Source organism: Zoogloea sp. LCSB751 (assembly GCF_002028455.1).
Taxonomy (GTDB): Bacteria; Pseudomonadota; Gammaproteobacteria; order Burkholderiales; family Rhodocyclaceae; genus Zoogloea.
Genome location: NZ_MWUM01000018.1, coordinates 54,226 through 79,044, shown reverse-complemented (window position 1 = coordinate 79,044; position 24,819 = coordinate 54,226). Strand labels below are relative to the sequence as shown.

Genomic DNA, 24,819 nt, shown 5'->3' with positions numbered 1-24,819 from the left:
GCTCAGGCGCCGAGCCACAGCATCAGGTGCTCGACGACCGGGCCGAGCGCCAGCGCCGGCACGTAGTTGAGCAGGCCGACCAGCAGCACGGTGCCGATCAGCAGGGTGACGAACAGCGGGCCGTGGGTCGGCATGGTGCCGGCGCCGGTGGGGATGCGCTTCTTGGCCGCCAGGGAGCCGGCCATCGCCAGCACCGGCACGATCACGCCGAAGCGGCCGAACCACATGGCAACGGCCAGCAGCACGTTGTAGAAGGGCGTGTTGGCGGACAGCCCGGCAAAGGCGCTGCCGTTGTTGTTGGCGGCGGAGGTCAGCGCGTAGAGGATTTCCGAGAAGCCATGGGCGCCGGGGTTGGCGATGCCGGCGCGGCCGGCTTCCGCCATCACGGCCAGCGCGGTGCCGAGCAGGACGAGGAGGGGCGTGACGAGGATGGCGATGGAGCTCATCTTCATCTCGTAGGCCTCGATCTTCTTGCCAAGGTATTCCGGAGTGCGGCCGATCATCAGGCCGGCGATGAAGACCGCCAGGATGGCGAACACCAGCATGCCGTAGAGCCCCGTGCCGACGCCGCCGAAGACCACCTCGCCGAGCTGCATGTTGACCAGCGGAACCAGCCCGCCGAGGGGCGTGAAGGAGTCGTGCATGGCATTCACCGCGCCGCAGCTGGCGGCGGTGGTGACGGTGGCGAAGAGGGCCGAATCGGCGATGCCGAAGCGGGCCTCCTTGCCCTCCATGTTGCCGCCGGCCTGCAGCGCGCTGGCCGCTTGATCGACGCCGAGGGCGGCGAGCTGCGGATTGCCCTGCTGCTCGAAGCTCATGGCGGCCCAGGCGGCCAGCACGAACATCAGCGTCATCGCGGCCAGCACGGCCCAGCCCTGGCGGCTGTCGCCGACGACACGTCCGAAGCTGATGCACAGCGCCGCTGGAGTCAGGAAGATCGCCAGCATCTGCACGAAGTCGGTCAGCGGCGTGGGGTTCTCGTAGGGGTGGGCCGAGTTGGCGTTGAAGAAGCCGCCGCCGTTGGTGCCGAGCATCTTGATCGCTTCCTGGGACGCGACCGGCCCCATCGGCAGGGTCTGCACGCGGGTCTCGGCGGGGTCGGTCAGTGCATTGCCCTTGGAGTCCTTCAAGGGCTGGCCGGAGGCGTCGAGGCGGGGCGCGTCGTAGTGGGTGGTTTCGACCGTCGTCACGTCCCGGTAGGGCGAGAAGTTCTGGATCACGCCCTGGCCAGCCAGGAACAGCGCCATCAACACGGACAGCGGCAGCAGCACGTAGGCCGTGGCGCGGGTCAGGTCGACCCACGCGTTGCCCACCGTGGTGGCGCTGTGGCGGGCGATGCCGCGGATCAGCGCAAAGACGACGGCGATGCCGGTGGCCGCGGACAGGAAGTTCTGCACGCCCAGGCCGAGCATCTGGACCAGGTAGCCCATCGTCGATTCGCCGCCGTAGCCCTGCCAGTTGGTATTGGTGACGAAGCTCACCGCGGTGTTGAAGGCGGAATCCGGCGCAACGGCGGCCATCTGTTGCGGATTCAGCGGCAGGACGGCCTGCAGGCGTTGCAGCCCATACACGGCGACGACGCCCAGCGCATTGAAGAGGAGGAGGGCCAGGGCGTAGCGCAGCCAGTTGCTCTCCTCGTCGGCACGGATGCCGCACAGGCGGCAGACGAGGTTTTCGAAGGGGCGGCCGATGCGCAGACGGCCCTCCATGGCGTTCGCGATGTAGATGCCGAGGGGCTTGGCCGTCAGCAGCAGGACGGCCAGGAAGATCCCCAGCAGGAGCCAGGCATGGGAGGTCATGAGAAGTCCTCCGGTTTGAGCAGCGCGGCCACGAGATAGACGAGCAGTGCGATGGCGACGAGGCCGCCGATGATGTAAAGGCCGTTCATTTGCGGCCTCCCAGGCGGTCGCAGCCGACCGCCATGCCGGCCATCAACGCCAGGAAGGCGGCGATGGCGGCGAGGTAGATGAGATCCATGATTTCCCCTTTCGGATCGAAGGAATCGACACCGTCATGCTAGGGATGGCGATATCAAAAGCTTCTAAAAAGGGAAGGGCGTTGTGTAAAGGAGTCATAAATGTCTGTACCGACTTTCCACTGGGATCGTTGGGTTTATGCGAGTGGTGTTAAACGCGTCATAGACCCCGGTGTATTCCCTGCGAATACTCTGGCCCGCGCAATGTTTTCAACCCCGCAGATCCAGCAGAGGAATAATTAAAATGGTTCGGACCCGTCTTGCCTTTCGTCATGCAGCCCTGGCCGTGGCCGTGCTGTCCGTCTTGAGCGCCTGTGGTGGAGGGGGCGGCAGTGCGTCGTCTGTACCGCCCGTCGACACGCCGCAGGTGTGCCTGTCGATGGCCGCCGAAGCCACCTTCCACCCGGCAGAGGGTGGGGCCAGCGAGTGGAACGATGTGCTGGTGGATGGCAGCAACCGGGTCTGGCTCGCCGGTTACGACCGTGGGATCGTCGGGCAGACGTCCATCGAACCGGCCGGCAACGCCCGCGGCATCGTGCGGATGCTGTCGAACACCGGCAGCTTGCAGTTCGATAGCGCTTCCCGGCTGGACTCCGCCGGCGCCGACGCGGCCGAGGCCTTGGCGATGACCGCATCCGGCGTGATCTATGCGGTGGGGCGGACCAGTGGCGTGCTGTCGGGCACCGCCAATCAAGGGCAGTTCGACGTTTTCATGGTTAGTATCGATGGCGCACGCCCCACGGATCCGTGGGGCGTGACTCAGTTTGGTGACGTGTTTCCGCAGCATCCCCGCCGGCTTGTGGCTACCTCGAACAACGACTTGTACATCGGCGGTTACAACGACGATTACATCCCGAGCAATTACGTGGACTCCTGGGCGGATGCCAGTGCCTACCGACTGCGCGCCAGTCGGCCGGGCGATGCCAGCACGCTGTCGGTGGTATGGAGCCATCGTTCGGAAAGCGCCGAGCAGGACTACGCGTCGGGCCTCGCCGTGCTGCCTGACGGCTCCGTCTTCCTGGGCGGTGTGGCGACCAGCGGTAGCCGTGCAGGTATGTTCGTGCGCAAGCTCAGCGCCAGCGGGGCAACCTTGTGGACCGCGCGCTACACCTCTGCGGGTGTCGATAATGTGGCCGTGCTGAAGCCGCTGCCCGATGGCTCGCTGCTGATGGCGGGCTCGGTGGTGGGTTCCTTCAGGGGCGGCAGTGCCGCCGGCAATCAGGATGTCTTCGTGGCGCGCATCAATCCGGCCGATGGTTCCGTACTCAGCAGCTTCCAGGTGGGGACCAGCGGGGCCGAGTGGCTGACCGACCTGAAGGTGGACAGTCAGGGCAACTTCTATCTGTATGGGGAGACCACCGGCGCATTCCTGTCAGCAAAGCCGTCAGCGGGGGCCAGCGACTTTTTCCTGCTGAAGATGCGTAGCGATGGCGCGCTCGTGAGAGCCTGGCAATGGGGAACCGACGGTGACGAGCGGGCTACGTCGGTGGCGCTGGACAGTTGTGGCCGCGCGGTGGCGGTGGGTAGCACGACGAAGGAAGGGCGGCGTCAGGCGGTGCTGTGGTATCCGCAGGGGCAGTAAGCAGAAAAAAGCCCGGCGATATCCTCGCCGGGCTGTAGTTTCAATGCATGTCGGCTGTGGGTTCACTCATATTCTGCCAGCTCATGTTTGTAATAATCAGTGACTTAGAAGCCCTAACAAAAAGACCAACTCCCCCCTGTTCACGATGGTCGAATTTCGTTAACCTCGGCCTTGTTTCTTTGAATAGAGGACATGGCCAAAGCACTTCTCGACGACGATCTGTGGGCCTTGATCGAACCGTTGCTCCCTCCCGCCAAGCCCCGTCGGAACAAATATCCGGGGCGCAAGCCGCTCGATGATCGAGCGGTTCTGACCGGCATCCTGTTCGTCCTGCAAAGCGGCATCCCTTGGGAGATGCTGCCCCAGGAGATGGGCTGCGGCTCGGGCATGAGTTGCTGGCGGCGCCTGCGCGCCTGGCAAGAGGCTGGTGTCTGGGACAAGCTGCATGAGGTGCTGTTGGCCCGCCTGCGCACGGCCGACAAGATCGATTGGTCCCGTTGCATCGTCGATTCTCCCTCCATTCGTGCTGTGGGTGCGGGTCAAAAACAGGACCCAATCCCACCGATCGCGCACGCCCCGGCGCCAATCGCAACGACGTAACCCAACTTTTGCCCTTGGTCGAAGCCATTCTGAATCAATGGAATGGACGCCCCCACCCTAAGCGGAATTCATGTGCCAGAGTGGAAGCGCTGATCAACTACTCAAGTCAAAGAGGCGTCCATCATGAAGATTACGACAGTTGGAATCGACCTGGCCAAGCACGTGTTCCAGGTTCATGGCGTCGATGAGCAGGGCAACACGGTGCTGCGCAAGCAACTCAAGCGCGACCAGTTGAGTGTGTTCATGGCCACCTTGCCGCCGTGTCGGGTGGGGATGGAGGCGTGTGGCGGCGCGCATCACTGGGCACGCAAGTTTGAGGGCTTCGGGCATACGGTCAGACTGATGTCGCCGCAGTTCGTGAAGCCCTACGTGAAGAGTAACAAGAACGATGCGGCGGATGCCGAGGCGATCTGCGAAGCGGTCTCCAGGCCGAACATGCGCTTTGTTCCCATCAAAAGCGTCGAGCAGCAGGCTGTGCTCTCGCTGCATCGGGTTCGCCAGGGCTTTGTTGCCGCACGTACCGCGCAGGCCAATCAGATCCGAGGCTTGCTCGCAGAGTTCGGCCTAGTGTTGCCAACCGGACTCTGCGCGTTACGCAAACAGCTGCTGGTGCTTCTGGATGGCGTGGGTGATCAGGTGCCAGAAGTGTTCCTGCGTCTGGTGCGGCGCCTGCACGAACACCTGGTCGAATTGGACCGGCAGGTGGGCGAACTCGAGGTGCAGATCAGGCAATGGCACCGCAGCTGCACCCAGAGTCAGCGTCTGGAGAAGATCCCAGGCGTCGGACCGCTGACCGCCACGGCGCTGGTGACCTCGATTGCAGATGCCCGCAGCTTCAAGAATGGTCGGCAACTGGCCGCATGGCTGGGACTGGTCCCACGGCAGCACTCCAGCGGCGGTAAGCCGACACTGCTGGGCATCAGCAAGCGCGGCGATGTGTATCTGCGAACCTTGCTGATCCACGGTGCCCGGGCCGCCCTGTCGGCTGCGAAGCGCCATGCAAAGTCGAATCCCTGGCTCGGCAAGTTGCTTGAGCGACGAAATCCGAATGTGGCTGCCGTTGCCCTGGCGAACAAGAATGCGAGAACCGTCTGGGCCTTGCTTGCCCACGACCGGGAGTTTCAGGTCGATTACACGCCGACTCTGACAACCGTATAACCCGCATCACCCAGTGACATCGAGCAGGACGGATACTCCACCGATTGCTCTGGCAATCACGTAGTGATGGCGAAACAGGTAAGACCGTGGTTGGCCAAACCCATCCGGGGCGGCGCACTTCGAGTGCATTGAATCGATCGGGACCCAACCAGCGCATTCCATCAGGGACAGCGGCATTGCCGCAACGAAAGTCCGAATGTACGGCTGCAAGCTTGCTTGATAACCATCATCACCTGAGAGCTGGGCAAACCGGGGGCGTCCATGTACGTTCCGGGTTTCGCGGATATCGCTACGGCCAGCCTGATTGAAGTTTGGCGCGAAGAGGCGGTAAGACGTACATGGTTCCTGTTCGAAGCGAGCCGTACTGACCGGTCGTGTCCGCCGCAGTGCGAGCAGCCCTGATCAAACTTGCCGCACATATGTGCCGGGTGCTGCGCATAAGGGGGACAGGCCGGCAGCAGTGTTGCCCATTGACGGCGGCGCCGTGTGCTGGCCTGAATGGGCATCGAGCCAGGTGATCCATTCCGGCCACCAGGAGCCTTCATGGGTGGGCGCTGCCCGCAGCCATGCCTCGGGGTCGAAATAGCGGCCGTCGCGGGGGCGGGTGAGCACCTGATAGCTGCGGCCGGGTATGCCTGGCGGATTGACGATGCCCACGTTGTGACCGCCGGAGCTGAGCAGGAAGGTAATCGGAACGTCGGCGAGCAAGTGCAGCTTGTGCACCGAACGCCATGGCGCGACGTGGTCCCGCAGTGTGGCAACGCAGAAGATCGGGCAGGTGATGTCCGTCAGGGCTACCGGCTGCGTGCCGACCGGGTAGCGGCCGCTGGCCAGATCGTTGTTGAGGAACAGACGTCGCAGGTACTCGGTGTGCATGCGGTAGGGCAGGCGGGTGCCGTCGGCATTCCAGGCCATGAGGTCGCTCATCGGATGACGATCGCCCATCAGGTAGTCCTTCAGCAGTCGCGACCACACGAGATCACGGGAATTGAGCAACTGGAAGGCGCTGGCCATCTGCGTGGTGTCCAGGTATCCCTGGTCCCACATGATGTCTTCCAGGAAGCTGACCTGGCTGCTGTCGATGAACAAAGCCATCTCTCCTGGCTCCGTGAAGTCGGTCTGTGCCGCCAGCATCGACACCGAGGCCAGGCGCGCGTCGCCGTCCCGCCCCATGGCCGCGGCGGCAATCGCCAGAAGGGTGCCGCCCAGGCAATAGCCCGTGGCATGGATCCCTTGCCCTGGCACCACGGCGGCGATTGCATCGAGCGCCTCCATCACCCCCAGACGCAGGTAGTCATCCATGCCCAGATCGCGACCTTCGCGGCCGGGATTGGCCCAGGAAATCGAGAACACCGTGTATCCCTGGCCCACCAGGTAGCGGATCAAGGAGTTGTCCGGCGAGAGATCGAGGATGTAGTACTTCATGATCCAGGAAGGAACGATGAGGATCGGCTCGGGTCGCACCTGTGGAACGGAGGGGGCATACTGGATGAGTTCGATCAGGCTGTTCCGGAAGATCACCTGGCCCGGCGTGACGGCTACCTCATGCCCTGCCCGGAAGGCCTGTGCCCCCGGCGGCCCGGATTTCGACTGTTGGTGCTGCACATCGGCCATCAGATTACGCAGCCCCTGGATCAGATTGGCGCCACCGGTTTGAGCGGTACGCTCCAGCACCGCCGGGTTGGTCCACAAAAAATTGGCCGGCGACATCACGTCCAGCAGCTGCCTGACAGTGAAGCTGACGACATTCTCATGGTGAGGCGACACGCCGCGCACGCCGGTCGTTGCCTTTTTCCACCACTCTTCGGTGAGCAGGAAGAACTGGCTCAACACATTGAACGGCCAGGCCTGCCAGCCCGGGTGGGTGAAGCGGCGGTCAGGCACGAAGGGATCCAGGCCCAGGGTGCCGGACGGGCGGGGGGATTGCTGCAGACGGTTGGGAAACTGCATGAAGGCTTCGGCAAGCCCTTGGATCAGCTTGGCCTGCTCTGCCGGATTGTGCGAGAGGTGCATGAGCCAGTCTTCGAAGGCCATGGCCAGCGCTGCGGGCGAGATGCCACCTGTCAGATGGGCGAGCTGGGCGTGGGCAAGGCGGTCGAGATTGCTGCCCGGCAAGGGCATCTCGATGGTAGGAACCTGTTTCATCGTGAATCTGAGGAACAACTACACACCCCAAGTGACTGGAACCCGCTCTTGCAGCGAGCGTTCCAGTAATTCAAGCAGAGGCACGGCGTGCTGGTGGAAGCTGACGGCATCGCCTTCATCACTACCGTCCTCGGCTGTCGATTGCCGCATCTTGCTCTCGTCTGTCGCACAGACAGTCACATCTTCTTCAATGGCCTGACGCAGTTTCTTTATGGCGGCGGGTAGCTGTTCCACGGTGACGATGCCCTGCCCGTCGGTACTGTCCTTGCCGAGCACGTAGAGCATCTGCCGGGCGTCCTTCTCGAAGGTGATGAGGTCGCTGCAGGCGGCGGATTTGAAGATGATCAGCATGGTGTGGCTCCTCCATTCGGCAACGGTTCATTGTGACCGTAGCCCACGGGGCCCATCCGTTCGCTAGCGCACATGGAACGCCCGGCGCTGTTGCTCGGAATCACATCCATTCCAACTTTGTACGTTTGCGTACCGACATGCGGATGTTGCGGTAGGAGGATGCGCCGAGGTGTTGCCATGGGGACTACTCTGCCGTTCGCCCATGCGTTCCATCATTCCAACCCTACAAGGAGACATGATGACTACCGAAACCAATGTAGTTCCCGGTACCGACTCCAGCGTCCGTGATGTGCTCGACAAGGCTCAAGCCTGTTATGACGGTACCCGGGACCGACTTTCAAACCATGCTCACCGCGCCGCCGACGCCACCCAGAACTACGTCAAGGAGAATCCCTGGCAGGTGTTGGGTGGCGCTGCCGTCGCCGGCTTTCTGATCGGTTTTCTGCTCAGTCGCCGTTGATCTGCGGCTTCGGCCGGCAATCCTGCCGTCCATTGGATGAACTCAAGGAGTTGAAAATGAACTGGGATATCGTTGAAGGCAATTGGAAGCAGTTCAAGGGCAAGGTCAAGGCGCAGTGGGGCAAGCTCACCGACGACCATCTGGACGTGATCGCCGGCCGGCGCGACGAACTGGTGGGCAAGGTCCAGGAAACCTACGGCGTCACCAAGGATGAGGCCGAGGCGCAGATCAAACGCTTCGAGGAACTCAACAAGGACACTACGCCGAAAAGCCCGTCCTGACCTTGCTGTTGCCGCCCTCATGAGCACGCAGCCTGCCGCCGCGTTGGAGGTCGATTTCGGTGCCATCGTCGAGGCTGCCCCGCTGGGCGTCCTTGTCACGGACGCCGAGGGGCTGTGTGTCCATGCCAATCCCGCCTGTCGACGGATTTTCGGGCTCGTGGAGGCGCAACTGCTGGGCCGTGATTGGCGCAGCTTCATATGTCCGGACGATCAGCCGCGCGTTCTGGCCGAATGGCGGGTGGCTGCCGCAGAGCACCAGTCTTTCCGTGTGGAGGCCCGCCTGCTGTGCGCCGACGGTAGCTTGGCGTGGATACGTCTGAATGCAGCCAGGTATGGCCTGGGGCCGCCATTTGGACATGTGCTGACGGTCGAAGACATCGCGGATCGCAAGTCTGCTGACAGCGTACTGCGGATCGCGGAGGAAGCGCTGTTTGCCGAGAAGGAGCGGGCCCAGGTGACTCTCAACTCCATCGGCGACGCGGTGCTCACGACCGACATTCCGGGCAACGTCACCTACATGAACCTGGTGGCGGAAAGGATGACCGGGTGGTCGCGGGAGGAGGCCATCGGGAGACCTTTGGCTGAAGTGTTCCGCATCGTCGACGGCACAAGCGGAGAAATAGCGGCAAACCCGGCTCATCTGGCCATGCATGAGGATCGCACGGTCGGTCTGGCGGCCGACTGCGTACTGCGGCGGCGGGATGGCATTGAGGCCTCCATCGAGGATTCGGCGGCGCCCATCCATAATCGGGACGGCCAGGTGGTGGGCGCAGTGCTCGTATTTCACGATGTGAGCGAATCCCGCGCCATGGCGGTCAAGATGTTCCATCTGGCCCACCATGATTTTCTGACCGGCCTGCCCAACCGGGCCCTGCTGACGGAGCGCCTGGCCCAGGCCATCGGGCTGGCCCGGCGGCGGCACAAGCAGGTGGGCCTGCTGTTCCTGGACCTGGACTACTTCAAGCACATCAATGACTCCCTTGGGCACGCGGTCGGTGATCAGCTGCTGAAATCGGTGGCGGAGCGCCTGATGAGCTGCGTGCGCGTCACCGATACTGTGTGCCGGCAGGGGGGCGACGAGTTCGTCATCCTGCTGTCGGAGATCGAGCACCTGCAGGATGCCACCCGGGTTGCCGACAAGCTGCTGCAGGTGTTTTCACTGCCGCAGCTGATCGACGGCCACGAACTCCACGTGACCCTGAGTATCGGCATCAGCGTCTTTCCCAATGATGGCGATAACCCGGAAACGGTGATGCAGAACGCCGACACTGCGATGTACCACGCCAAGGCCAGCGGTCGGAACAACTGGCAGCTGTTCCGCGGAGACATGAACACCCGCGCCGTGCAGCGTCAGTTCATCGAAAGCAGCCTGCGCCGTGCATTGCGGCAGGATGAGTTCGTGCTCCATTACCAGCCGCAGATCGACCTGAAATCAGGGGCATTGACCGGTGCCGAGGCTCTGATCCGCTGGCAGGATCCGAAGCAGGGCCTCGTCCAGCCGGCGCAGTTCGTGCCCATCGCGGAGGAGTCGGGCTTGATCGTGCCGATCGGGCGCTGGGTCATGCGGGAGGCGTGCCGGCAATTGAAGGTCTGGCAGGATGCAGGTTTGAGGACGGTTCCGATTTCGGTGAACATTTCGGCGATGGAGTTCCGTCACAAGGGCTTTCTCGAGGGGGTGGCCCTGATCCTTGCAGACACTGGCCTGGCGCCACAGCTGCTCGAACTGGAGCTGACGGAGAGCATCCTGATGCACGACGCCGAAGCCTCGGCCGTGGTCCTCATCGCCCTCAAGGCCATGGGCATGCACCTGGCCATTGATGATTTTGGAACCGGTTATTCAAGCCTCAGCTATCTGAAGCGTTTCCCCATCGATACCCTCAAGATCGACCAGTCCTTCATACGAGATGTCGCCACCAACGCGGATGACGCCACCATTGTCAGTGCGATGATCGGCATGGGCCGCAACCTCAAGCAGCGGGTTGTCGCCGAAGGGGTGGAAACCCTTGAGCAACTGGCCTTTCTGCGCGCCCAGCATTGCCACGAAGGGCAGGGTTTCCAGTTCAGCCATCCCCTGGGGGCAGCGGATTTCGGGGCTTTGTTGGCTAATGGAAAGCACCCGTTAAGTCTGCCGGGTGCTTAGGAGATTGGGGCCCGGCTGCCCGGCGTCGGGGGGCAAAGCGGGCGGCCACGGCTCGATCAACGGGAAGAAATATTGCCGCTTTCATCCGACAGGATGATCTCGACGCGCCGATTCATCTGGCGACCGCTGGTGCTGTCGTTGCCTGCCACCGGATAAGCCTCGCCATAGCCGCGGGCACTGAGGCGCTCACTGCCGATCCCCATGCTTATCAGCCTGTTCATGACGGAATCCGCGCGCCGCTCCGACAGCGCCTGATTATGGCTGTCGCTGCCGGAGCTGTCGGTGAACCCTTCTATCACCGCCTTGCGCTGCGGATTGTCCTTGAGAAAGACGACCAGCTTTTCCATATTGCGCATGCCGCCGGCCTTGAGTTCAGCGCGGTTGGTGTCAAACAGCACATCACCGATGGTGATCACGATGCCGCGGGGCGTTTGCTTGGCGTTGAGAGCCTTGAGCTGGTTTTCGAGCTGAAGGTTCCGGGCCTGGGCTTCGCGTGTATCCATGCGGGCATCGTCGGCGCTGCGGTGCGCCATGTCGGCCTCGGTGGTGCGGGCACTCAGGCGGACCTTGTCGCGGGCGGCCTCGGCGTTGTTCACTGCGCGTTCGGCGGCCTTCTGGCTGCCGGCTTCCCGGGCGATGGCGATCCGCTGCTTGGCCAGGTAGGCCAGGTGATCCACCTCGGCAGGCTTCTCGCCCCGTGCGGCCGCCTCGTTGGCCAGGTTCAGGGCATCGTTCGCCTGCTTCATCTCGCCGCTGGCGAGTTCGCTGACTTCGGAGTTGCCCTGGGCCATCTGGTAGTCGCCACGGGCCTGCTCCAGCAGGGCGTTTCTTGGGGGCTGCGAAGAGCAGCCGGTCAGCGTGGCCAGCGCGATGAGGGTCATCGCGAAGATCCGGTGTTCGGTCATGGTCATTCCTTTTATGCGAGCAATCATTTGTTCTTGCGGTCGAGTTCGTCGCGCAGTACGCGAACTCCTTCCTGCAATTCTCCGGCAGCCTTGCGCGCCTTGCCGGAGCGGGATTTGGCTTCGGCCAGTTGGGCGTCCACCTGGGCCTCCTGGGCCAGGTTGCGCGCGTTGTCGAAGTCTTCCCGCGTCATGGCCAGGCGGGCCTGGTCGAGCTTCTCCCGCGCCATCTGCATCTCGGCGGGGGCCAGCGTAGCCGCGCCGGCACTGTCGGCCCGGCTGACCGCTGCCGCCGAAACGGCCAGTTGCTCGGTAGGTGCCGGGGTGCTCGCACAGCCGGCCAGCAGCATCGACACGCCGACGATCAGGACCGGCAGGGCTTTTCGCCTCATGCCGGGGTTGCACTTTGGCTTGCAAAGCGTCTTCATGGTCAGTTCCCTTCATGGAATGAATCGGGTGATCGGCCTGATCGCAGAGGGTGAGACTCGGTTCTGCGGGGAAATCCGCATCAAGACTCACTGGTAGAGAATGGGCGGGAAGACGCTACATGTCGGTACGCTGGCGTACACGGTGCGGCGCCGATGCCCCTATGTTCGGCGCCAGACAGAGCATCTCCGAGAGCACGCATAAGCTTGTTTCATCGGGTCGATACATTCAGCACGCCAGATCACCCATGCCCGACACCTTCAGGAGCGAACGATGAAAATCAAGCTATCGGTGTTTGGGTTCCGCTTGCGCCGGGAAGGGCTTCGGCGGCCCATACCGGCCGGGCTGGTCGGTCTTTTGTCCTTGATCTGCGGTGCTCGGATACAGGCGGGTGAAGGTAGTCCACCGCTTGTTCGCAGTGCGATGGTCAGCGCACCATCGGAGACCATTGCTTGGATGAGCGGTGGGGTGGGAGAGGCCGATCGCGCCGAGATGCGCAGGTCGGCTGCGGCCTACAATGTGTGGGTGGTATTCAGCGACCGTAGCGGTCACTATCTGGCGAATATTCCGTTCACCGTGGAGGGAACGGGCGGGCGGCGCAGCTATACCGCCGTCAGCGAAGGTCCGTTGCTTTATCTCAAGCTACCACCAGGGGACTACCGGATGTCCGCCCGCATCGACGGTGTGTGGCAGCGCCAGCGTCTCCAGGTCGAGACGACCGGGCAACCCGTGCGGATGTCGTTTGTGGCGACAGGCCGGTGATCGAAGTAGGCGGCGCATGGGTTTGGTCGGGTGCGGAGAGGTGCTTTGCAAAAGCAGACGATTCTCCTTGACCGGGCGCTCCTGGCGCGTTTCCGGGCGATTGCGGCACCCTATTGGTTCAGTGAGGAGAAAGGGCGCGCCCGCGCCTTGCTGGCTCTGCTGGTGCTGCTCCTGCTGGGGCAGGCTCTGTTTGCGGTACTGCTCAACGGGCAGACCGGCGAATTCACCTCCGCACTGGCGGCAAAGGATGGCGCTCGGTTCTGGTTATCCATCGAGCGGTGTTTCGGGGTGCTGGTGTTGGGCGTGCCGGTTTATGCCTTCTACTATTACGTGCGGGACACGCTCGGCCTTCGTTGGCGACGCTGGCTGACCCGGGCCTATCTCGGTTCCTATCTGGGAAACGGCGCCTATTTCCGGCTCGATGCCAGCTCGGGTATCGACAATCCGGATCAGCGGATTGCCGAAGACATCAACACCTTCACCCAGAAGTCACTCCAGTTCCTGCTGGTGCTGGCTGGCGCCGTATTGCAACTTGCGGCCTTCGCCGGCGTGCTGTGGTCCATCTCCCGGGGCCTGGTTCTCTTCCTGGTGATCTACGCCTTCATCGGGACGCTGATCACTGTCGTGCTCTTCGGCAAGGTGCTGATCGGGCTCAACTTCTACCAGCTCAAACGGGAGGCGGATTTCCGCTTCAGCCTCGTGCGCATCCGCGAGAACGCGGAAGCCATTGCTTTCTACGCCGGCGAGAAACTGGAGGCCCAGCAGGTCGAGCGGAATTTCGGCGAGGTGTTCAGCAATTTCAGCAGACTCATCCGGGTGCAGCTTAACCTGAACATTTTCCAGTACGCCTACAGCTTCATGACCATCATCCTGCCCAGCGCGATCATCGCCGACCGGGTCATTTCCGGCGAGTTGGAAGTCGGCCACGCGATTCAGGCTGCGGGCGCCTTCGCGGCGATCCTGGCCGCTCTCACCGTGATCGTCGACAACTTCGAGAGCTTCAGCAAATTTGCGGCAGGAATCGAGCGCCTGGACAGTTTCGCCGGAGTCATGGACGGCCAGGCCGGGGTGCCCATGGACGAGGGCATTGCCATCGTCGAGGATTCCCGGGTGGTGATCGACCGCCTGACCCTATGGACGCCGAACAGGGAAAGGCCGCTGATCGTCGATCTTTCCCTGTCGATCGAGCCGGGGGGGAGCTTGATGATCGTCGGCAGCAGCGGTTGTGGAAAGAGTACCTTGCTCCGCGCCATTGCCGGACTATGGCGTGCCGGCGAGGGGCGCATCGCCCGTCCGGCGGCTGGGGACATGCTGTTCCTGCCCCAGCGCCCCTATATGCTGCTAGGCAGCTTGCGCAACCAGCTGCTTTACCCGCGGCAGGATCGGCCCGTGTCGGACGAGGAATTGCTGGATGTGCTGGCACAGGCCAACCTGCCGTATCTCGCGGCGCGTGTCGGTGGCCTGGACGGCGAACTGGATTGGGCGAAGGTGCTGTCGATGGGCGAGCAGCAGCGGGTCGCCTTCACCCGCCTGCTGCTTCTTTCCCCCCGTTACGTCATCCTCGACGAGGCGACCAGTGCGCTCGATGCAAGCAACGAGGAGCACCTCTACCGACTGCTCGCCGCCAGTGGGATTGCCTTTGTCAGCGTCGCCCATCGTGCCTCGATCCGGCCATATCACCGCCAGGTACTGGAGTTCGGCGAAGCCGGATGCTGGGTGCTGCATGGGGCGCGCGACGGCAGATCGGTTCATCCCCTGGCCTGAGCCGGACGGCAAGGCCAGCGGCTGTGCTCATCAACCGCGGCGCCCGCTGATCACCTGAAGCAGGACGACGACGATGGCGATCACCAACAGAATGTGGATGAAGCCCCCCAGAGTGGTCGAGGTGACCAAGCCGAGCAGCCACAGGATGAGCATTACGATGGCAATGGTATAGAGCATGGCGTCCTCCATTGTTGAGCTTGTGGTCTATCTGTCGGGCGGCCCATTTCCCCGCGGGCGAACAGCGCCAGACTGGTTTTCCTTTTGGATTGCGCCTCCCGTGTCAGGTGGATACCCCCACGGGGGGCCGGTGTTCTTATTGCCCGTAATGCGTCTTGGCCGCGCTGATACAGCTTGCCTTGGCATCGCCTGCAAGGGCATCGCACTTTTCCTTCGCCACGGCATAGGCGGCATCGCGTTTCTCCGTCGCCGCATCCTGGCGGGCGCCGCTGGCTTTTTCATAAGCGGTCGAGTTGGCATCCGAGGTCTTCTCGGCCACCTTGGCGTCGGCCTTTGCAGTTACATAGGCAGCCTTCGCCTCCTTGCGGCACACGTCCTTGGCATTGCCGGCAGCGTCGTCGCACTTTTCCTTGGCAACCGCGTAGGCGGCTTCGGCCTTGGCCAGGCGGACCTCATAGCTGTGCTTGGCGGACGGCTCATACTTTGCCTCGAGTTCGGCCTTGGCGATGCTTTCCCGGCCTTTGGCTTCTTCGATGCAGATATCCTGCGCGTTGCCACTCATGGCCTTGCAGGCGGCCTTGTCGGATTTGTACTTGTTCGATGCATCCTCTTTGCCGGCCTGATATTCGGCCTTTGACAGAGGGGCGCCGATGGCTGCGGCACTGAAGGCGAGGCAGAGGCTGGCAGCGACGGCTGCGAGTTTGAGGTTTTTCATTATTGATCCTTTATGACTACGCATTGATGTGATGCGTCCGGAGACCGTTCAGTGCTTGTGCCCGATACGGTTCTGAGGCGCAGTTGAAGAATGGGGCCTGGTCTCGGCGGGGTCGGTGCGTTGGAACACACAGGCGATGACTCCCGCATTCGCCGACCCTCCTTATGTGCGAGAGCGCACCGACCCACGCAGGTCCAGGCGCTAGGCTTCAAGGGAGGTTTCGCCATGTTCTCTGGCGTTTGCGACGGGCTGCGGATTGGCCTGGCCACGACGTGGAGGACATGCCTGTTTGCCGCCAGCACGGTTGAAGGCTAGGCACTCCGGTCCATCGCCAGCCGTTGCATGGCGAACGGCGGAAGGTTCCCCATGCCAACAGTCCTGCTTCATTACCCGCAGTCTCCTGTCCTTGTGTACGACAACACGCTTTTACTGCCTGGGCGGGTGACCTGCCCGGCGCTCCTCGCAATCGGGGCCTTGTCGCACGCAGTCTTGCCGTGAGCGCGCCGAGCATGCGCTACAGACCGTTGAAGGCCCTGTTCTTCAGCAAGCGCGGCCCCCACGCGTCGGCAGTTGACGAACCCCCGCTGCGGGCGGAACTGTTCAGCGCCGACCAGATGGCCTTGCACGGCAAAGCGCTTGCCGGCTCCCATACCCTTGCCCGTGGACCGTTCGTGCCCGACCGGTTGCTGGCTCGCCTGGCAGACAACGAGCACACGCTCTTCGATGCCTGTCGTCTGCTCACCGAGGCGGTCGCCGATAATCGGCGCATTGCGCCGGCCGGCGAGTGGCTGCTCGACAATTTCTATCTCATCGAAGAGCAGATCCGCATGGCCCGGCGGTTGCTGCCGGAGGGGTACAGCCGCGAACTTCCGCACCTGAATGGCGCGCTGGCCCTGGCCGGGCGGCCAAGGGTGTACGACATCGCCCTCGAGGCCGTAGCCCATGGCGATGGCCGGGTGGACGCGGAAAGCCTGGGCCGCTTCGTTGCGAGCTACCAGAGTGTCGCGCCGCTCAAGCTGGGCGAGTTGTGGGCGATTCCGATCATGCTGCGCTTGGCGGTCATCGAGAACCTCAGGCGGGTCAGCGTGGGGATCGCGGCCGGCTGGGGCGAACGGGGGCTGGCCGACACTTGGGCGGACCGGATGACCGAGGCTATTGAGACCGATGGCAAAGACCTGATCCTGGTCGTTGCCGACATGGTCCGCTCGGAGCCGCCGATGGCCGGTGCCTTTGTCGCCGAGTTGGCGCGCCGCCTGCAGGGACGGGGACCCGCACTGGCCTTGCCTCTGAGCTGGATCGAGCAGCGCCTGGCGCAGTCTGGCCTGAGCATCGCCGGCGTGGTGCAAGCGGAGAACCAGCGCCAGGCCGCTGACCAGGTCTCCATCAGCAACAGCATCGGCAGCCTGCGCGTGCTGGGGGCGATGGACTGGCGGGATTTCGTCGAGAGCCTGAGCCTGGTCGAGCAGACCCTGCGCGACGACCCCGGCGGTGTCTATGTACGGATGGACTTTGCAACCCGCGACCGCTATCGCCACGCCACCGAAGAGATCGCCAAGAAGAGCGCCCTCACCGAGCACGAGGTGGCCCTGAAGGCGGTGGACCTGGCCCGGGCGTCAGGCGCTGGCGACGCAAGAACCGCCCATGTCGGCTATTACCTCATCGATGCAGGCCGGTCTGAACTTGAGCGGGTGGCGGGAACGCACCCCGGCACCGTGGAGAGCCTGCGCCGGACGGCATCCCGCGTAGCCCTGCCGCTGTACCTGGGCGGCATCGCGCTGATCGCAGCGATCGTCAGCGCCGCGTTGCTGTACGCAGCCCTGGCGGCCGAATGGCCGGTCTGGGCGTTGTTGCCGCTCGCGCTGCTGACGCTGCCGGTCACCAGCCAGCTTGCGGTGGCACTGAGCAACTGGCTGGCCACCTTGCTGGTGAAGCCACATTCCTTGCCGCGGATGGATTTCTCGACCGGCATTCCGGCGCAATGTCGCAGCCTGGTGGTGGTGCCAACGATGTTGAGCAATCCGGCGGGCGTCGCAAACCTGCTCGAAGCGCTGGAGGTCCGCTTCCTGGCCAACCGTGACGGCTGCGTGCATTTCGGCTTGCTCACGGATTTCCTCGATGCGCCGCAGGCCTCGCTCCCCACGGACGATGCGCTGGTGGCGCAGGCGCGGGCCGGTATCGAGACCCTCAATGCGAGCTATGCCGCGGAGGGGCAGGACATCTTCTTCCTGTTCCACCGCCCGCGGCGCTGGAATCCGCAGGAGCGCAGCTGGATGGGCAGCGAGCGCAAGCGCGGCAAGCTGGCCGACCTCAACGCGCTGCTGCGCGGCAGCGGGGGAGAGGGCTTTGCGACGATCGTCGGCGACACGGCGATCCTGGCCGGCGTGAAGTACGTCATCACCCTCGACACCGACACGCAGTTGGCCCAGGACGCGGTCCGCCAGTTCGTCGGCGCCATGGCCCACCCGCTCAACCAGCCGGTCTACGACGAGAATAAAGGGCGGGTCGTGGCCGGTTACGGCATCCTGCAACCCCGCGTGGGAATCAGCCTCCCCGGCGCATGCCGGTCGCGCTACGCCCAGCTGTTCGGTGCCGAGGCGGGTATCGACCCCTATACCCGTGCCATCTCCGATGTGTACCAGGACCTGTTTGGCGAAGGCTCCTTCATCGGTAAGGGCATTTACGATGTGGATGCCTTCGAGCGCGCGCTGGGGGGGCGCTTTCCCGACAACCGGATTCTCAGCCACGACCTGCTGGAAGGCTGCTATGCCCGGGCCGGGCTGTTGAGCGACGGCCTGCTCTACGAAGATCACCCGGCCAGTTACAGCGTCGATGTAAGCCGGCGTTATCGCTGGATTCGCGGTGACTGGCAGCTCCTCGCCTGGCTGCTGCCCAAGGTGCCCTGTGCCTGCAAGGACGGTCCCGACGGGGCTGATACCCACCGCCAGACCAATCCGCTGTCGCTCCTGTCTCAATGGAAACTGGCGGACAACCTGCGGCGCAGCCTCGTTCCAGGCGCACAGCTGCTCCTGCTGGTGCTGGGCTGGCTGTTCCTGAAACCATCCCTGCTATGGACGGCGTCGCTGATCGGCATCCTGCTGTTGCCGAGCGTGTGCGCGGCCACCGTCGACCTGCTCCGCCTGCCGGACGAGATGCTGCTCAAACAGCACCTGGCGGTCGTGTTGAACGCCTTGTCCCGTAGGCTTGCGCAACTCGGCTTCGAATTCGCCTGCTTGCCGTACGAGGCCTCCTTCAGCCTGGAGGCCATCGCCCGTACCTTGTGGCGCATGGGGGCGAGCCACCGGAGATTGCTCGAATGGTGTCCGTCGAGCGAGATCGAGCGGGTGCTGGGAACCCAGTCCCGCAATGGCCTGATCGCCTCCTACCGGCGGATGTCGAGCGCCCCGCTGTTGAGCGTGGCGATTGCGCTCGGTCTGGTCGCCGTGGCGCCGACGGCGCTGTGGGTGGCCGGACCGGTGCTGCTGTTGTGGTTTGCGTCGCCGGTGCTGGCCTGGTGGATCAGTCGCCCCCTGGCTGTCCGCCGGGCGGTGCTGACGGCAGAGCAGACGCGCTTCCTGCGCGGGCTGGCGCGGCGCACCTGGTCGTTCTTCGATACCTTCGTCGGCCCGGCCGATAATTGGTTGCCGCCTGACAACTACCAGGAGTATCGGGTTGCCACGCTGGCCCATCGTACTTCACCGACCAACATCGGGTTGGCGCTGCTGGCCAATCTGGCGGCTTACGACTTTGGCTACATCCTTGGCGGCCCGCTTGTCGAGCGAACCGCCCATACCTTACGCACGCTGGATGGGCTGGAGCGCTACCGGGGCCATTTCTATAACTGGTACGACACCCAGACCCTGCAGGCCCTGCAGCCGCTGTACGTGTCGACGGTGGACAGCGGCAACCTCGCCGGCCATCTATTGACCCTGAGGGCGGGGCAGCTCGCTCTTGCCGATGAGCGGATCGTGTCGCCCAAGGTCTTCGACGGCCTCGGCGACACCGTCGCGCTACTCTCCGAGACGCTAGCCCCCGTCGCGGAGAGCCCGCTGACGGCGTTGCGGGCGGCGCTGGACGCGGCGGTGGCCGCGCTTCCAGGCACGCTGCCGGCGCTACGGGAGATTCTTGGTGAACTGACGGCCGATGCCGACGCTGTCGTGGCATACACCGCCAGCCGGCTCGCCAGCGGCGACGCGACCCCTCCCGCGCTGGAGGCGAGCCGCTGGGCGCAGGCGCTGACTGAGCAGCTCCGGAGCGTACGAAGCGAGATCGAGTTTCTGGCCCCGTGGCTCGCACTCGGGAAGCCGCCCGCAGGGCTGGACGACGTGCCGGACTGGCTGTTCGGCGAGATCGGACTGCCGACCCTGCGCACGTCGGCAACGCTCGACCGTGTGCTCGGCCCGTCTCTGCAAGCACGGCTCGATGGCGCGGACAGTGCCGCCCAGCGCACCTGGCTCATTGATCTCCAGCACGCGCTCGCCGAAGGGAGCGCCCGCGCCAGTGAACGCATGGCCGTCATCGAAGCCCTGGCGCAGCAGTGCGTGGCGCTGGCGCAGATGGATTACGACTTCCTGTTCGACGCCTCGCGGCACCTGTTGAGCATCGGCTACAACGTGCAGAACCGGCGCGCGGATGCCAGTTGCTACGACCTGCTGGCCTCGGAGGCGCGGCTGGCGAGTTTTGTCGGCATTGCCCAGGGGGCCTTGCCGAAGGAAAGCTGGTTTGCCCTGGGGCGCCTGCTGACCAGGGCCGGCGGCGAGCCGGTGCTCCTGTCGTGGAGCGGGTCGATGTTCGAGTACCTGATGCCGCAGTTGGTGATGCCGACCTACGAGCGCACGCTGCTCGATCAGACCTGCAAGGCGGCGGTTGCCCGCCAGATCGAATACGGCCGGCAACGCGGTGTGCCCTGGGGCATGTCCGAATCGGCCTACAACACGGTCGATGCCCAGCTGATCTACCAGTACCGCGCCTTTGGCGTGCCCGGGCTGGGCCTCAAGCCCGGCCTGGTCGAGGATCTGGTCGTCGCGCCCTACGCTTCGGTGATGGCGCTGATGGTCGCGCCCGTGGCCGCCTGTGCCAATCTCCGGCGCCTGGCTGCAGAGGGTTTCATGGGCCAGTTCGGCTTCTTCGAAGCCATCGATTACACACCCGCCCGCCAGCGCCGCGGGCAGGCCAGGGCGGTGGTACGGGCCTTCATGGCCCACCACCAGGGCATGAGCCTGCTGGCCCTGGCCTGGCTCATCTTGGATCGTCCGATACAGCGCCGCTTCGAGTCGGAGCGCCTGTTCCAGGCGGTCATGCCGCTGCTCCAGGAGCGGGTGCCGCGGGCCGCCGGCCTGTTCTCCCATGCCGCCGAGCTCTCCGGCTTGCGCGCGCGGGTCATTCCGCAGGCCACTCCGGTGCGGATGTTCAATACGCCGGATACCCCCACACCCGAAGTCCAGCTGCTGTCCAACGGCCGTTATCGGGTGATGATCAACAACGCCGGCAGCGGCTACAGCCGCTGGCGCGACCTGGCTGTCACCCGTTGGAGGGAGGACGGTGCGTGCGACGACCAGGGTTCGTTCTGCTACATCCGCGACGTGGCCAGCGGACTGTTCTGGTCCACCGCCCATCAGCCGACCTGCCACCGGCCGACGGATTACGAGGCGATCCTCTCGGAAGGGCGGGTGGAGTTCCGGCGCTGCGATCCCGTCGAACCCGACGGCGATATCGAAACCTACACAGAGATCGTTGTTTCGCCGGAAGACGACATCGAGCTGCGCCGCGTTCGCCTGACCAACCGTTCGTCCCGCCGCCGGGAGATCGAAATCACCAGCTACGCCGAAGTAGTGATTGCCCCGCCGGCAGCCGACGCCCTTCATCCGGCCTTCAGCAAGCTGTTCGTGCAGACCGAAATCCTGCCGCAGCAGCAGGCCATCCTGTGCATGCGCCGGCCGCGCTCCCCTGAAGAAGCGACGCCGTGGATGCTGCATGTGATGGCCGTGCATGGCGTGGAGGTGGATGCCGTCTCGTGGGAGACCGACCGCGCCCGTTTCATTGGACGCACGCGGACCACCGCATTCCCTCTGGCTCTGAGCGAAACCGGCCCATTGTCCGGCAGCGCGGGGCCGGTGCTCGACCCTATCGTCGCTATCCGCCAGCGCTTCTTCCTCGACCCGGAGCAGTCCACCAGTGTCGACATCGTCACCGGCATGGCTGACAGCCACGACGCGGCGCTGTGCCTGGTCGGCAAGTATCGGGATCGCCATCTTGCCGACCGCGTCTTCGACCTGGCGTGGACCCATAGCGAAGTGGAATTGCAGCAGCTCAACGCGGTGGAGGCGGATGCCCAGCTCTATGCCCGCCTGGCCGGCGCGGTGCTGTACGCCAGCCCGGCGCTGCGTGCCGAAACCGCACTCCTCGTCAAGAACCGCCGCGGTCAGTCGGGCTTGTGGGGCTATACCATCTCCGGGGACCTGCCTATCGTGTTGCTGCAGATCGGTGATGCCGCCAACATCGAGCTGGTGCGCCAGCTCGTGCAGGCACACGCCTACTGGCGCCTGAAGGGCCTGGCGGTGGACCTGGTGATCTGGAACGAGGACCACGCCGGCTACCGGCAACGTCTGCAGGAGCAGATCATCGACCTCGTCGCCTCTGGCAGCGGTGGTCTGGGCGACCGGCCGGGGAACATCTTCGTCCGCCCGGTCGAGCAAATCTCCGTCGAGGACCGGCTGCTGTTCCAGGCCGTCGCCCGTGTGATCCTCTCCGATTGCCGGGGCACGCTGGCCGAGCAGCTCGATCACCGGGTGCAGGCGGTCACCAACATGCCGCCGCTGGTGCCGATCCGGCCCTACCGTCCCGAACCTCCGGGCCGGGCGCCGCTGGCGGCTCCGGCCGAGGATGAGCTGATCCTTGCCAACGGGCTTGGCGGTTTCACTCCGGATGGCTGCGAATACGTCATCACCGTGCACTCCGCCGCTCCGACGCCGGCCCCGTGGTCGAATGTACTGGCCAATCCGCACTTCGGGACGCTGATTTCGGAAAGCGGCGGCGCCTACACCTGGAGCGAGAACGCCCACGAGTTCCGCCTGACGCCGTGGCACAACGACCCCTTATGCGACCCCAGCGGCGAAGCGATCTATCTGCGCGACGAGGAAAGCGGCCGGGTGTGGTCGCCCACGCCCTTGCCGGCGCCGGCGGATGCGGCCTACACGATCCGTCACGGCTTCGGCTACAGCGTCTTTGAAACCCGCGTGGACGGGATCCACTCGGAGCTCACAGTGTTTGTGGCGGTGGACATGGCGGTCAAGTTCTCGCTGTTGAAGTTGAACAACGAGTCCGGACGACCGCGCTACCTCTCGGCCACGGGCTACGTGGAATGGGTGATGGGCGACCTGCGCGAGAAATCAGCCATGCATGTGATCACCGAGATCGCGCCGCACAGCGGTGCGCTGACGGCCCGCAACGCCTACAGCATCGACTTCCCGGGCCGCGTCGCCTTCTTCCATGCCGACGAGGCGGTCGGTCTGAGCGCCGATCGCAGCGAGTTCATCGGGCGCCACGGCTCCCTGCGCAAGCCCTCGGCCATGCAGCGCACCGGGCTGTCGGGCCGGGTCGGCGGCGGGCTGGACCCCTGCGCGGCGATCCAGTCGGGCTTCGAACTGGCCGCCGGCCAGACGCGGGAGATGGCCTTCCGCCTCGGTGTCGCTGGCGATGCGGAGGAGGCCGACCGCCTGGCCGCACGTGTCCAGGGCGTTGGCGAAGCGCACCGGGCCCTCGATGCGGTGCATGCCTATTGGCGCCGCACGCTCGGCGCAGTGCACATCGAAACGCCCGACCCCGCGGTCGATGTGTTGGTCAATGGCTGGCTGATCTACCAGACACTGGCCTGCCGCTTGTGGGCGCGCGGTGGCTATTACCAGTCGGGCGGCGCCTTCGGCTTCCGTGACCAGTTGCAGGACGTGATGGCCTTGGTCCATGCCGAACCGGCGCGAGTCCGGGCTCATCTGCTGCTCTGCGCCAGCCGCCAGTTCGTCGAGGGGGACGTCCAGCACTGGTGGCATCCGCCGATGGGGCGGGGGGTGCGCACCCATTGTTCCGACGACGCCCTTTGGCTGCCGCTGGCGGTATGCCGCTATGTCGCGGTGACCGGCGATGCGGGCGTACTCGACGAGACAGTGCCGTTTCTCGAAGGCCGCCCGGTCGATCCGGGGGAGGATTCGTATTACGACCAGCCCGCATCCTCGGTTAAGGTCGCCGGCCTGTACGAGCACTGCGCGCGGGCCATTTTGCACTCCCTGCGTTTCGGCGCCCGCGGCCTGCCCTTGATAGGGTCCGGTGATTGGAACGACGGCATGAACAGGGTTGGAATCGAAGGCCAGGGTGAGAGCGTCTGGCTGGGCTTCTTCCTGTATACCGTGCTCGGTCAGTTCGCTAAGCTTGCCGAGGCCCGTGGCGATGCGGCCTTCGCCGCGCAGTGCCGGAACGAAAACCTACGTTTGCGCGACACGCTCGAAGAGCATGGCTGGGACGGGGAGGAGGGTGAGTGGTATCGCCGTGCCTACTTTGACGATGGCACGCCGCTGGGCTCCAGCAGCAACGCTGAGTGCTGCATCGACTCGGTGTCGCAGAGCTGGGCAGTGCTGTCCGGTGCCGCGGACCCCGTGCGGGCGCGCATGGCGATGAATGCCGTCGATACTTATCTGGTGAGCCGGGAGAATGGCGTGGTCCGACTCCTTGCACCGCCCTTCGACACCTCGTCCCTGGCTCCGGGCTACATCCGCGGCTACGTGCCGGGCGTGCGTGAAAACGGTGGGCAATACACCCATGCGGCGGTCTGGACCGCGATGGCCTTTGCCGAGCTGGGTGATGCGGAGCGCGCCTGGTCGGTGCTGAGGCTGATCAATCCGGTCAACCACACCCGCTCGGCGGAAGGCGTGGCGGTTTACAAGCTGGAACCCTACGTCGTCGCAGCGGATGTTTATGCGGCAGAGCCTCACGTCGGGCGTGGCGGATGGAGTTGGCACACCGGCGCCGCCGGCTGGTTGTACCGGTTGATCCTAGAGTCGTTGCTCGGGTTGCAGCGCGAAGGCACCGTGCTGCGTCTGACCCCGCGTCTGCCTGCCGACTGGTCGGGATACACGATCCGTTACCGCTACGGGGAAACGGAGTTCCACATCAACGTCTCGCAAATTTCAGCCGTCGCGGAGCACGAAGAAACCGGCCTGTTCGTCGATGGCATTGCGCAACACGACGGCAGGGTCCAGCTGGTCGATGACGGCCGGGTGCATCGGGTCTACTTGAGGTATGGCCGGAATGACGGGAAAACATATACATCGCCTCTGCTGCTGACTAGACCGCATCAAGGGGAACCAGCGTGAGTAACGGCTTACCGTGGTTGTG

16 protein-coding genes and 1 pseudogene are annotated in these 24,819 nt (G+C 64.3%); 9 read left to right on the top strand and 8 right to left on the bottom strand.

Going from position 1 to position 24,819, the window contains the following annotated elements; translation table 11 throughout:
* Positions 1-2: 2 nt before the first annotated feature.
* Together kdpA and kdpF are read right to left on the bottom strand one after the other, a co-directional pair.
* The gene (kdpA, locus tag B4920_RS18215) at positions 3-1,799 is read right to left on the bottom strand and encodes a potassium-transporting ATPase subunit KdpA (RefSeq protein WP_079436057.1); all 1,797 of its coding nucleotides are present in this window, start codon (positions 1,797-1,799) and stop codon (positions 3-5) included.
* Complete coding sequence (gene kdpF, locus B4920_RS18210) at positions 1,796-1,888, bottom strand: K(+)-transporting ATPase subunit F (protein WP_079436056.1); 93 nt, start codon at positions 1,886-1,888, stop codon at positions 1,796-1,798. The genes kdpA and kdpF overlap by 4 nt, the downstream gene beginning before the upstream one ends.
* 331 nt (positions 1,889-2,219) lie before the next feature.
* Here kdpF and B4920_RS18205 point away from each other — a divergent pair, with 331 nt between their 5' ends.
* The 3 genes and pseudogenes from B4920_RS18205 (at position 2,220) to B4920_RS18195 (ending at position 5,315) form a co-directional block, all read left to right on the top strand.
* Positions 2,220-3,557: a hypothetical protein gene (locus B4920_RS18205; RefSeq protein WP_079436054.1), complete on the top strand. Its 1,338-nt coding sequence runs from the start codon at positions 2,220-2,222 to the stop codon at positions 3,555-3,557.
* A gap of 192 nt (positions 3,558-3,749) precedes the next feature.
* Positions 3,750-4,186: pseudogene (locus B4920_RS18200) on the top strand (IS5 family transposase); the annotation flags it as partial.
* A 94-nt stretch (positions 4,187-4,280) separates the two neighbouring features.
* Positions 4,281-5,315: an IS110 family transposase gene (locus tag B4920_RS18195; protein ID WP_079436053.1), complete on the top strand. Its 1,035-nt coding sequence runs from the start codon at positions 4,281-4,283 to the stop codon at positions 5,313-5,315.
* A 402-nt stretch (positions 5,316-5,717) separates the two neighbouring features.
* On the opposite strand, the gene B4920_RS18190 is transcribed toward B4920_RS18195, so the two are convergent.
* Both B4920_RS18190 and B4920_RS18185 read right to left on the bottom strand, forming a co-directional pair.
* A complete protein-coding gene (locus tag B4920_RS18190) occupies positions 5,718-7,460 on the bottom strand; it encodes an alpha/beta hydrolase (RefSeq protein WP_079436051.1) in 1,743 nt (580 codons plus the stop codon).
* Positions 7,461-7,478: 18 nt separating this feature from the next.
* Positions 7,479-7,811, bottom strand: coding sequence for a DUF1840 domain-containing protein (locus B4920_RS18185; RefSeq protein WP_079436049.1), 333 nt, complete (start codon positions 7,809-7,811; stop codon positions 7,479-7,481).
* A gap of 235 nt (positions 7,812-8,046) precedes the next feature.
* Here B4920_RS18185 and B4920_RS18180 point away from each other — a divergent pair, with 235 nt between their 5' ends.
* The 3 genes from B4920_RS18180 to B4920_RS18170 are packed head-to-tail and all read left to right on the top strand — an operon-like array spanning position 8,047 to position 10,692.
* Positions 8,047-8,271: a YqjD family protein gene (locus tag B4920_RS18180; RefSeq protein WP_216819942.1), complete on the top strand. Its 225-nt coding sequence runs from the start codon at positions 8,047-8,049 to the stop codon at positions 8,269-8,271.
* 56 nt (positions 8,272-8,327) lie between these two features.
* Positions 8,328-8,552, top strand: a complete 225-nt coding sequence (locus B4920_RS18175; RefSeq protein WP_079436046.1) for a CsbD family protein — start codon at positions 8,328-8,330, stop codon at positions 8,550-8,552.
* A gap of 19 nt (positions 8,553-8,571) precedes the next feature.
* A complete protein-coding gene (locus tag B4920_RS18170; RefSeq protein WP_254050983.1) occupies positions 8,572-10,692 on the top strand; it encodes a bifunctional diguanylate cyclase/phosphodiesterase in 2,121 nt (706 codons plus the stop codon).
* A 56-nt stretch (positions 10,693-10,748) separates the two neighbouring features.
* Here the strand turns inward: B4920_RS18170 and B4920_RS18165 are convergent, their stop codons facing one another.
* Both B4920_RS18165 and B4920_RS18160 read right to left on the bottom strand, forming a co-directional pair.
* Positions 10,749-11,597, bottom strand: coding sequence for an OmpA family protein (locus B4920_RS18165; RefSeq protein ID WP_079436042.1), 849 nt, complete (start codon positions 11,595-11,597; stop codon positions 10,749-10,751).
* Between the two features lie 23 nt (positions 11,598-11,620).
* Complete coding sequence (locus B4920_RS18160; RefSeq protein ID WP_079436041.1) at positions 11,621-11,986, bottom strand: DUF4398 domain-containing protein; 366 nt, start codon at positions 11,984-11,986, stop codon at positions 11,621-11,623.
* 307 nt (positions 11,987-12,293) lie between these two features.
* Here B4920_RS18160 and B4920_RS18155 point away from each other — a divergent pair, with 307 nt between their 5' ends.
* Together B4920_RS18155 and B4920_RS18150 are read left to right on the top strand one after the other, a co-directional pair.
* Positions 12,294-12,782: a hypothetical protein gene (locus tag B4920_RS18155; protein WP_079436039.1), complete on the top strand. Its 489-nt coding sequence runs from the start codon at positions 12,294-12,296 to the stop codon at positions 12,780-12,782.
* 45 nt (positions 12,783-12,827) lie between these two features.
* On the top strand, positions 12,828-14,546 hold the full coding sequence (locus tag B4920_RS18150) for an ABC transporter ATP-binding protein/permease (RefSeq protein WP_173862680.1): 1,719 nt from the start codon (positions 12,828-12,830) through the stop codon (positions 14,544-14,546).
* 30 nt (positions 14,547-14,576) lie between these two features.
* Here the strand turns inward: B4920_RS18150 and B4920_RS28910 are convergent, their stop codons facing one another.
* Both B4920_RS28910 and B4920_RS18145 read right to left on the bottom strand, forming a co-directional pair.
* A complete protein-coding gene (locus B4920_RS28910; RefSeq protein WP_139379550.1) occupies positions 14,577-14,723 on the bottom strand; it encodes a lmo0937 family membrane protein in 147 nt (48 codons plus the stop codon).
* 136 nt (positions 14,724-14,859) lie between these two features.
* On the bottom strand, positions 14,860-15,438 hold the full coding sequence (locus B4920_RS18145; RefSeq protein ID WP_079436037.1) for a hypothetical protein: 579 nt from the start codon (positions 15,436-15,438) through the stop codon (positions 14,860-14,862).
* A 494-nt stretch (positions 15,439-15,932) separates the two neighbouring features.
* Here B4920_RS18145 and B4920_RS18140 point away from each other — a divergent pair, with 494 nt between their 5' ends.
* The gene (locus B4920_RS18140; RefSeq protein WP_368664729.1) at positions 15,933-24,797 is read left to right on the top strand and encodes a glucoamylase family protein; all 8,865 of its coding nucleotides are present in this window, start codon (positions 15,933-15,935) and stop codon (positions 24,795-24,797) included.
* Positions 24,798-24,819 lie beyond the last annotated feature (22 nt).